This is a genomic window from Antarctobacter aquimaris (genome assembly GCF_900184945.1).
Taxonomy (GTDB): domain Bacteria; phylum Pseudomonadota; class Alphaproteobacteria; order Rhodobacterales; family Rhodobacteraceae; genus Maliponia; species Maliponia aquimaris.
Genome location: NZ_FXYF01000008.1, coordinates 226,630 through 233,925, shown reverse-complemented (window position 1 = coordinate 233,925; position 7,296 = coordinate 226,630). Strand labels below are relative to the sequence as shown.

General features: G+C 66.5%; 8 protein-coding genes. 3 read left to right on the top strand and 5 right to left on the bottom strand.

The window, feature by feature from the left end:
* Positions 1-266: 266 nt before the first annotated feature.
* The 3 genes from grxD to xth form a co-directional block, all read right to left on the bottom strand.
* Positions 267-626 carry a Grx4 family monothiol glutaredoxin gene (grxD, locus tag MAA8898_RS15795; RefSeq protein ID WP_094021990.1) on the bottom strand — a complete coding sequence of 120 codons (360 nt, stop codon included), beginning with the start codon at positions 624-626 and terminating at the stop codon, positions 267-269.
* A 25-nt stretch (positions 627-651) separates the two neighbouring features.
* On the bottom strand, positions 652-888 hold the full coding sequence (locus MAA8898_RS15790) for a BolA/IbaG family iron-sulfur metabolism protein (RefSeq protein WP_094021989.1): 237 nt from the start codon (positions 886-888) through the stop codon (positions 652-654).
* An 87-nt stretch (positions 889-975) separates the two neighbouring features.
* Positions 976-1,758, bottom strand: a complete 783-nt coding sequence (gene xth, locus MAA8898_RS15785) for an exodeoxyribonuclease III (protein WP_094021988.1) — start codon at positions 1,756-1,758, stop codon at positions 976-978.
* Between the two features lie 410 nt (positions 1,759-2,168).
* Between xth and MAA8898_RS15780 the strand changes: the two genes are divergently transcribed.
* The 3 genes from MAA8898_RS15780 (at position 2,169) to MAA8898_RS15770 (ending at position 5,261) form a co-directional block, all read left to right on the top strand.
* The gene (locus tag MAA8898_RS15780) at positions 2,169-3,248 is read left to right on the top strand and encodes a DUF6749 family protein (protein ID WP_094021987.1); all 1,080 of its coding nucleotides are present in this window, start codon (positions 2,169-2,171) and stop codon (positions 3,246-3,248) included.
* Between the two features lie 64 nt (positions 3,249-3,312).
* Positions 3,313-4,371, top strand: a complete 1,059-nt coding sequence (locus MAA8898_RS15775) for a DUF6902 family protein (protein ID WP_094021986.1) — start codon at positions 3,313-3,315, stop codon at positions 4,369-4,371.
* Entirely contained in the window at positions 4,368-5,261 is an 894-nt protein-coding gene (locus MAA8898_RS15770; RefSeq protein WP_094021985.1) for a DMT family transporter, read from the top strand. Before MAA8898_RS15775 ends, MAA8898_RS15770 begins: the two co-directional genes overlap by 4 nt.
* Positions 5,262-5,357: 96 nt before the next feature.
* Here the strand turns inward: MAA8898_RS15770 and MAA8898_RS15765 are convergent, their stop codons facing one another.
* A complete protein-coding gene (locus MAA8898_RS15765) occupies positions 5,358-5,681 on the bottom strand; it encodes a HesB/IscA family protein (RefSeq protein WP_094021984.1) in 324 nt (107 codons plus the stop codon).
* Positions 5,682-5,786: 105 nt separating this feature from the next.
* Positions 5,787-7,040, bottom strand: coding sequence for a trypsin-like peptidase domain-containing protein (locus tag MAA8898_RS15760; RefSeq protein ID WP_094021983.1), 1,254 nt, complete (start codon positions 7,038-7,040; stop codon positions 5,787-5,789).
* Positions 7,041-7,296 lie beyond the last annotated feature (256 nt).

The window sequence follows — 7,296 nt, the reverse complement described above, 5'->3', positions numbered from 1 at the left end:
CCCAACGCGCCCCAGTGGCAGGCGACACCTTCAGCCGCAACGCAGCCGCACGCCCGCTTAACCCTTCTTCAATCAATCTCTGAAACCGCGCCCGAAGAGCTTCCGGTAAAGGTGCCGACATGATCCATCCTCCCAAACAGGATGAATCACAATTCAGCTCTCATGGGAATCCCAACGATTCAGGTTTTTGGCGGGGTGCTTTAAAAAGAAAAAGCGGGCAGAAGGCTGCCCGCTGTCAGGTTCCGTGCCGGAACATCGCCACGCGCTCAGGCGTTGGCTTCGCGGATCTTCTCGGCCGCATCCTTGTTGTAGGTCACGCCCTTGGCGTCGAACAGCTGGTCCAGTTCGCCCGACAGGGTCATCTCGGTGATGATGTCGCAGCCGCCGACGAACTCACCCTTGACGTAAAGCTGCGGGATGGTCGGCCAGTCGGAGAAATCCTTGATCCCCTGGCGGATGCCTTCGTCCTCGAGCACGTTCACGTCGCGGAAATCGACGCCCATGTAGTTCAGGACGCCGGCCACGCGGCTGGAAAAGCCGCACTGCGGCATGGACTTGTTGCCCTTCATGAAGAGCACGACATCGTTGCTCTCGACGGTTTGCTTGATCTGGTCTTGCGCGGACATGGATGTTCCTTTGCTGGGTTGCGCCTCAGTCGGGCGCCTTGGTTGTCAGGGCCAGCGCGTGCAGCGCGCCGTTGGAGCCGTCCATCTTGCCTTTGAGCGCGGCATAGACCGCGCGCTGCTGCTGGACGCGATTCAATCCGCGAAAGCTTTCGTCGATCACCAGGGCGGACATGTGGACGCCGTCATCGCCCTCGACGGTGATCCGCGCATTGGGGAAGGACTGGCGCAGCAGATCTTCGATTTCCTGGGCGTGCATGGGCATGGGCGGCTCCGCTCGTTCTGTGTTTCCGACAAAAATAGGGCGATACTGGCGGAGGTGCAAGACGCCCCCTGCGGGTATCGGCGCAGGTCAGGCCGCGAGGTCGATCCAGACCGGCACGTGGTCCGACGGCTTTTCACGCCCGCGCGCGAAGGCGTCGATCTGGCAATCGGTCATCAGGTCGGCGGCGGCAGGGGTCAGCAGCAGGTGGTCGATGCGGATGCCGTTGTTCTTTTCCCAGGCGCCGGCCTGGTAGTCCCAGAAACTGTAGTAGCCCGGCGCCTCGGTCCGGGCGCGGAACGCCTCGGTGAACCCGAGGTTCAGGATCCGGCGAAACGCCGCGCGGGTCTGCGGCAGGTACAGCGCATCGTCCTTCCAGGCCTCGGGGCGGGCGGCGTCCTCGGCCTGCGGGATCACGTTGTAGTCGCCGGCCATCAGCGCCGGCATCTCGTCGGCCAGCAGGTCGCGCGCGCGCGCCTCCAGCCGCTGCATCCAGGCCAGCTTGTAATCGTATTTCGGCCCCGGGGCGGGGTTGCCGTTGGGCAGGTACAGCCCGCAGACCCGCACGGCGTGGTGGTCGCCCATGACGGTCGCCTCGATCCAGCGCGCCTGTTCGTCGCTGTCGTCGCCCGGCAGTCCGCGCCGCACGTCCTCGAGCGGGCGCTTGGACAGGATCGCCACCCCGTTGAAGCCTTTCTGGCCGTGGGTCTCGACGTTGTAGCCCCGGTCCTCGAACGGCTCGCGCGGGAAACCCTGGTCGACGGACTTGATCTCCTGGCACAGCACGACGTCGGGCTGCGACTCGTCCAGCCAGTCGGTGACCGCGTTCAACCGGGCCTTGATGCCGTTCACGTTGAAGGTGGCGATCTTCATGGGGCGTCCTTTCGCAGGGTTTGCAATTCATGGTTCGCAGGACCCGCGGGCGGGGTCAAGCGACGCGCTTGGGCGTCAGACTGTCAGCAATTTGAGTCGATCCGTGCCGAAGCCTCCGCGGACCCGCGTCTGCGCGTCACAAACCAGGCGCTTGAACTCACGTGATTCGGGGATGATTCGGGGTTTTTGACTTTGCAAATGGCCGTTGCGTTGCAAAGTCAGAAATTATCCCCAAGAAATTGATTCCTGTGGATAACCTGCATTGTATTGCAATTCGAAACGCCTGCGCGAATCGGAATTGTGGATAAAGACTCTCTTAAACAACCTTAACAAGAATTAACTTTTTTGCAAACGCTTTTTACGTGCAGATTTCAAGGGCATAGCGCTCAACCTGGACAAGGAGCAAACCCATGACTGCCCTCATCAAGATGCAAAGCCCTGAAGAAATCGTTTCCAAATCGGAAACGAGCGCCTTTTCAGGCGACGCCGTCGAGGCATTTACCTCGTGGTCCGGCCCCGCCGCGGGCGACCTGTTCTCCGGCACCTCGGTCGAGGCCTTCACCAGCTGGTCGGGCCCGGTGGCGCGCTCCCGCGATGCGGGCGATGCAGTTGAAGCATTCACCTCCTGGTCGGGTCCCGCAAGCGGAGACATCAAAAAAGGCGATGCAGTCGAGGCTTTCACCTCGTGGAGCGGCCCAGCAGCCGGCGATATCGAGCGCGGCGACAACGTGCAGGCCTTCACCTCCTGGAGCGGCCCGGCCCGCGGCGACCGTGAAACCGGCGACAACGTCGAGGCCTTCACCTCGTGGTCCGGCCCGGTGACTGGCGACGCACAGCGCGGCGACAACGTGCAGGCCTTCACCTCCTGGAGCGGACCGGCCCGCGGCGACCGTGAAACCGGCGACAACGTCGAGGCCTTCACCTCGTGGTCCGGCCCGGCGACCGGCGACGCACAGCGCGGCGACAACGTGCAGGCGTTTACCTCGTGGAGCGGCCCGGCACGCGGCGACCGTGAAACCGGCGACAACGTCGAGGCCTTCACCTCGTGGTCCGGCCCGGTGACCGGCGACGCACAGCGCGGCGACAACGTGCAGGCGTTTACCTCGTGGAGCGGCCCGGCACGCGGCGACCGTGAAACCGGCGACAACGTCGAGGCCTTCACCTCGTGGTCCGGCCCGGCGACCGGCGACGCACAGCGCGGCGACAACGTGCAGGCGTTTACCTCGTGGAGCGGCCCGGCACGCGGCGACCGTGAAACCGGCGACAACGTCGAGGCCTTCACCTCGTGGTCCGGCCCGGTGACCGGCGACGCACAGCGCGGCGACAACGTGCAGGCGTTTACCTCGTGGAGCGGCCCGGCACGCGGCGACCGTGAAACCGGCGACAACGTCGAGGCCTTCACCTCGTGGTCCGGCCCGGTGACCGGCGACGCAGGCAAGGGCGACGCGGTGCAGGCCTTCACCTCCTGGTCCGGCCCGACTCGCGCCTGATCCGAACGGTGATACCCGGGCGGGGCGCGACAGGCTCTGCCGACTGACAGAGGAGACATCTGACATGACCAACGTCATCCACCTGACCGTCCCGTCCCGGATCGCCCCCTTGGAGGCGCGGATCACCGCGCTTCTGGGCGCCTTCGCCGACCACCGCCGCCACGGCGACGATGTGTTCTGGCTGAAGGAGAACGCCGAGCTGCTGAACATCCTCGAATGCACGGGCCAGGGCGTCACCCCCGAGGCGCTGGCGCGCCACGCCGGGTTCTACGCGCAGGCCGTGCAGAGGTTGCAGTTCTTCCCGCAGTACTACCGCTTTCTGCTGTCGCTGGCGCTGGATCTAGAGGATCTCGGGATGCCGGGCGACCAGGCGCAGCGGATGGTGGATTTCGCCGCCCGCGAAGGGCTGGCCCAGGCCGAACTGTCCGACCTGCAGCGCGCCGAGGCGCGCCGCCTGATGACCCGCCGCGGTGTCGACCCGGTCCGCGACGACGGGCTGAACGACCGGCTGCGCGCCTTCTGCGCGCGGACCCGGACCTTTGCGCTGCCCAACAAGAAGGCGGCGTATGAGCTGACGCACATCGTCTACTACCTGTCGGAATACGGCCGCCGCGACCCGGACCTGCCGAACGCGGCGCTGCAAAGCCTGCATTTTGCCGGGCTGACCGCGTTCCTTGACCAGAACGCCGACCTGCTGGCCGAGATCTGCATCGCCCTGCGCTACGCCGGGCAGATGCCGCCGGCGGTCTGGACCTCCTGGCTGGAACAGGAAACCGCGGCCTACCAGGTGCACGACGATCCGCAGGGCAGCCCCAACGACGACTACCACGAATACCTGGTGTGCAACTGGCACCAGGCGGTGGTCGGCGCGCCGCTGTTCCGCAAATCCTTGCACGACTCGCGATTGCGGTTTGAACAGGGGACGCGGTTGCAGACCGTCCTGCGCGAACTCAGCCAGGCGATCTACGGCATGGATCACCGCTCGGGCGACTGGGGGCGGATGCGGCCCCGGATGGAACCCGCGCTGTCGCCACAGGCACGCGACGTGCTCAGCGTCGCGGCACAATCCTGCGACCTGTTCGACGCCTATTTCGAGGGCTTCGCCCGGGCAGGTGGCGCATGAGCCGCCTGGCCCTCTCCGGCACCGCGCTGGGTGCCGCGCTGGTTGTCGTCTTCACCGGCATGATGGCCGCGGCGGACGGGATCACGAAATTCATCGCCGGAGGCTATGCCGCGCCGCAGCTCTTCGTGCTGTCCTCGGCGCTGATCATGGCCTTTGCCCTGGCGGGCACGCGCACGAACGGGCAGGGCCCCGGCCTGCGCATCCGCTCGAAAAAGGCGATGCTGGCGCGGTCGGCACTGACAGTGGTCGCCTCGGTCGCCTTCTTCCAGGCGTTCCGGCTGCTGCCCTTTGCCGATGTCTTTCTGTTCATCGGCTTGATCCCGCTGATCGCCGCCGCCCTGTCGGGTCCGGTGCTGAACGAAAGCCCGCGCCCGGCCGCCTGGGCGGCGCTGGGTCTGGGGGTCGGCGGTATCCTCTTCCTGATGCCCGGCGGGCTGTCGGGCGCGCAGGCTGGGCATGCCTGGGCGCTGCTGGCCGCACTCTCGGGCTGCGGTTCGATGCTGGCCGCGCGTGTCATCGCCAAGGCCGAGCGCGCGCCGCTGGCGCAGGTCTTCTGGCCCAACGCGGCCCTGATGGTGACCATGGCGGTGGCGCTGCCCTTCGTCTGGAAGCCGATGAACCTGACCGACATGGGCTGGGTCACCGCCTATGCCGCGGCGCTGTTCGGCGCGCGCTACCTGGTGGCCGAGGCGCTGCGCCTGCTGCCCGCCTATGTCGCCACGCCGCTGATGAACCTGCAATTTGTCTGGATGGTGGTCATCGGCTTCCTGTTCTTCAACGAGATCCCCACCATCGGCACCTGGCTGGGCGTTCTGCTGGTCGTCGGCTCGGGCTTCTGGCTGGTGTTCGAGGAACAGCTGGCGCGGCCCAAGGTCATCCCGGCCGAGTGATCTGAGCCAGAAGAACACAGAGGGGCGCCCGGCACAGGCGCCCCTTTCGGTTTCTTCTCTCTGAAAATACTCATCTGCGCAGCCTTGGCGGCGCACTCACATGGAGAAGGAGGTGCCGCAGCCGCAGGAACTGGTGGCGTTCGGGTTCTCGATGACAAAGCGCGCACCGATCAGCTCGTCCGAGAAATCGATCACCGCGCCCGACAGGAAGGGCAGCGAGACCGGGTCGACGATCACCCGCTCGCCCGCATCCTCGAGCACGAGGTCGTCCTCGGCCGGGGCGTCCAGCTTGATCTCGTACTGGAAGCCAGAACAGCCGCCGCCCTCGACGGCGACGCGCAGGGCCTTGCCTTCGGCCCCGGCGCCGATCTCGGAAAGGCGGGCAAAGGCACGGTCGGTCACTTTGGGCGGAAGCTGCATGGTGTCCTCTTCATCTGTCCCTGCGGAATATATGCATCCGCGGAGCCCCTTCAAGCAAGAGCCCCCGCCCGGTGAGGGGCGGGGGCCGTTGGCGCGGGGCAGAGCTTACTGCTGCGTGCCGATCCAGTTCGCCAGGTCCAGCATCGGCGTGGCGAAACGGCGGCCGGTCGACAGCTCGTGGCTGAGGTGCATCCCCACCACGGCGCCGGTCGTGGCGTCGAAGATCGGGGCGCCGAGGTCGCCGGATTCGCTCAGGCAGCTGTGCTCGAAGGTCTTCTCGGGCAGGTAGGCCGGATCGGTATCCTGTGCGCCGCAGTGCTGCAGGGCCATGGTGCCGCCGCGCGGGTAGGACAGCATGAACAGCGGTGCGCGCGGATCGGGCAGGGCCTGGCCGACGCGCTGGATGCGATCCGCCGGAAAGGTCGTCTCGCCATCCGCGATGTGCAGGATCGCAAGGCCGGTCTCGCGGCTGGACAGCTCGGTGTCGAGCACCAGCTCATAGCCGCGCGCGGTCCACAGCCGCTGGTCCGGGAAGATGTGGTCGAACACGATCTGGATTTCGTCGATCTTGGTGGCATAGGCGCGGGAGTCCTCCAGCACGCCCGGCACGCAGGCCCAGCTGGTCGCCACCACCGAGGGGCCGAAGACGAAGCCGGAGCAGAACACCGGGCCGTAATCCGTCATCACCCGCAGGCGTCCGGTGCCACGCATGTTGTCGACCAGCGAGACCTCGTAGTTCTCGTCCGGCGTGGCGGGGGAGAAGGTGATGTAGGGCATTTCGGTCAGCGGCTTGGCGTCAATGCTCGGCGTCGGCTCGACCGGGGCCTTGGTCCGGGTCGGGACACGGTCGGTCAGGGGCGGGTTGGGCGCGCCGACCGGCGGAGTGCGCAGGACAAGGCCGGGACCGGTGCCGGGCGTCAGCACCGGCTGGGTGGCCGGCGGACGCGTCACCACGGCCGGCGGGCGCGGCTGGGTGGCGGGCGGCGCGGCGTTGACCACTTTCGGCGGCGGGGTGACCGCCGGCGGCGTCGATGGCACGGGCGAGGGCACCTTGATCGGTTGGGTGATGATCGTGTCCCCCCCGGTGGCCGGCGGCTTGCTGCGGTTCGGGTCCGGGGCGGCGACGTTGGGGTTGGGGGCGGCGACGCCGGGGTTCTTGGAAAACACGGTGACGGTGCCCGGGTCCTTGCCGGTTTCGGCATTGGGATCGAGCACCAGTGTCTCGTTCACCTGCTTGCAGGGGCCGGGACGGTTGCATCTCTCCGCCCGATCCTGGGCAAAGGCGGCATCGACGGAAATGACGACGGGAAAGGCGGCGGTAAGGCAGCACAGGGCGACGCTGCGAAGGGGGCTGAACATGGCTTTCTCCAAGGATTGAACGACAAGAAACTTGAAAACGAATCTAACATGCACCCCCAACCTACCATAGTAAGGAACCCCATAAGGTCCGGCCGGTCGCCGCGCCCGTAACACGTTGAAATCGTTCGGTGGGCGTTTTTCGGCGGAAATGGCCCGTCGCGGTGCCGGGATGCGGACAGGGGGTGAGTCGCGCGGTTGTTCGGCGGGAATGTGCGCGCCCGCCGCGCCGTTGTTTTCGCCGCCCCCGCGGGATAAG

Coding starts and splice junctions, on each gene's coding strand:
- MAA8898_RS15770 (WP_094021985.1), top strand. CDS start 4,368: ATGAGCCGCCTGGCCCTCTCCGGCACCGCGCTGGGTGCCGCGCTGGTT.
- xth (WP_094021988.1), bottom strand. CDS start 1,758: ATGAAGATCGCCACCTTCAACGTGAACGGCATCAAGGCCCGGTTGAAC.
- MAA8898_RS15780 (WP_094021987.1), top strand. CDS start 2,169: ATGACTGCCCTCATCAAGATGCAAAGCCCTGAAGAAATCGTTTCCAAA.
- grxD (WP_094021990.1), bottom strand. CDS start 626: ATGTCCGCGCAAGACCAGATCAAGCAAACCGTCGAGAGCAACGATGTC.
- MAA8898_RS15775 (WP_094021986.1), top strand. CDS start 3,313: ATGACCAACGTCATCCACCTGACCGTCCCGTCCCGGATCGCCCCCTTG.
- MAA8898_RS15765 (WP_094021984.1), bottom strand. CDS start 5,681: ATGCAGCTTCCGCCCAAAGTGACCGACCGTGCCTTTGCCCGCCTTTCC.
- MAA8898_RS15760 (WP_094021983.1), bottom strand. CDS start 7,040: ATGTTCAGCCCCCTTCGCAGCGTCGCCCTGTGCTGCCTTACCGCCGCC.
- MAA8898_RS15790 (WP_094021989.1), bottom strand. CDS start 888: ATGCCCATGCACGCCCAGGAAATCGAAGATCTGCTGCGCCAGTCCTTC.